General features: G+C 28.2%; 2 protein-coding genes. Both read left to right on the top strand.

Features of this window, described 5'->3' with window-relative positions:
• Positions 1-368 precede the first annotated feature (368 nt).
• A complete protein-coding gene (locus MBFIL_RS04185) occupies positions 369-1,508 on the top strand; it encodes a hypothetical protein (protein WP_066971783.1) in 1,140 nt (379 codons plus the stop codon).
• Between the two features lie 34 nt (positions 1,509-1,542).
• Positions 1,543-1,938: hypothetical protein (locus MBFIL_RS04180; protein ID WP_211261709.1), on the top strand; the 396-nt coding region annotated here is incomplete at its 3' end.

Genomic DNA, 1,938 nt, shown 5'->3' with positions numbered 1-1,938 from the left:
AAACACATTAAAAAAGTTTAAAACTAAAACACAAAAAATAGACTAAAAAACTAAAACAAAAACTAAAAAACATCTAAAACCATATCCAACAATCATAAACCTTTATTTTAATTATGGATAATCTCCTTTAAAACATCAATTCTTCTATAACTCAATTTCTTACATTCTTATTGTTTTTTCTCAGATTGTTCAATATATCTATTCGTTTAAATAGATACAATTTAGCCAAACTTTAAATAGTTGTTTATAAATAATTTTAATTATATACACTAACCATTGGGATACTTTTTTAGTTTTTTTAGTTTTTTTAGTTTTAATGGTTGTTATAGTCTTATATTTTATATTAATGATTATATGAGGAAATACGAATGTTTAGAATTTTTAAAAATTATGAGAGTAAAAACAAGCATTTATTGGCTTTGTTCGTATTAACGGTCATTATTACACTAATGATTTCTTCTGTTAATGGTGCTAATGTCACGGTTTCAGGTAATTCTTTTACTGATGTTGAAAATTCTTTCAATTCAGGAGACATTGTTAACTTAGGAAGTAATACTTATTTTTCGGATGGTAATAGGATCGATGTAGATGTGAATAATGTTGCTTTTATAGGTAATAAGAATAATCATGCTGTTTTTGATGGTAGGGGTAATGGTGTAACTATTTTTGATGTTAGTGGTCGAAATGTGACTTTTAAATATATTGATTTTAAAAATGTGAAGTCTCATTCTTCTGGTGGATGTATCAAAGCAACTAATACTATATATGTGGATAATTGTCTTTTTAAAGATAATGAAGCTGAAAGTGGTAGTGCTATTGGTTTATTTGAAGACGGAGAAAATTCCGTGATTGAGAATTCTATTTTTATTAATAATCACGGCGTTAATCCAGGGTCTGATAATTATATTGAAGGAGGAGCCATTGATACTCATGTTACAAATATTTCAATTCGTAATTGTTCTTTTGAAAATAATTTTGCTTTAAATAGAGGTGGAGCAATTTCTTTAGCTTTTGGAACTGATCAAGTTATTGATTGTATTTTTAAAAATAATTCAGCTCCAAGTGCGGGTGCAATTTATAGTAGAAACTCTACAGCAACCATAATAAACTGTACCTTTGAAGATAATAATGTTACACTTGATGGTGGAGCTGTTTTCTCAAGAGCATCAAATTTATCAATCACAAATTCTAAATTCATAAGTAATATTGCAGGAGATACTGGTGGAGCTATTTATCATGATCCAGTTGATTTTATTGTTAGTTTTAACATATCTGGTTCTACTTTTAAAGATAATAATGCAGATACTGGTGGAGCAATATACTCTTTTGGTTCTACAATTATAGATAACTCTGATTTTCTAAATAATTGTGCTATTAGGTCTGCAGGTGCAATTCGTACAGGTGAAGACTTAAAACTAGCAAGGTCCACATTTTCAGGAAATATTGCAGGTAACAGTGGGGGAACACTATATTTAGACTGTGTCAAAAACTTCAGGGTGAACAAGTGAAAAAATTCAATGAAAAGTACAACATATACATGTAATGTTCAGTATAATTCAAAAAAAAGTGAGTATAATAACATTAATTAAATGGAGGAAGAATATAGTTAAATCTATGCAAAGAGAAAACAAACTTCCTCCAAGTAATAATTTGAATGTTAAAATATATAATACTGATGGTACCAAGAGAGTTGTGATAGAAGAAGAAATATTATACTTAGATAATCGTGTAGACCCAACATATCATCAAACATTGGAAGAAATGACAGGTAGGAGTCTTAAATGTCGTTACATCGATAATAGTGATTTTAAATGTGAATGTTGTGGTTCAGACTCATTTAAAATACATGATTATGGTCTTAGAAATCTGAATAAAAATCAAAAAATAGAATCCACAATTTACAAATGTAGGAAATGTGGAAAAACACATCAAACACCA

Origin of the sequence: Methanobrevibacter filiformis, assembly GCF_001639265.1 — an archaeon.
GTDB classification, from domain to species: Archaea; Methanobacteriota; Methanobacteria; order Methanobacteriales; family Methanobacteriaceae; genus Methanacia; species Methanacia filiformis.
The sequence above is the reverse complement of the archived record's forward strand: the minus strand, read 5'-3'. Positions and strand labels throughout refer to the sequence as shown.

Coding starts and splice junctions, on each gene's coding strand:
- MBFIL_RS04185 (WP_066971783.1), top strand. CDS start 369: ATGTTTAGAATTTTTAAAAATTATGAGAGTAAAAACAAGCATTTATTG.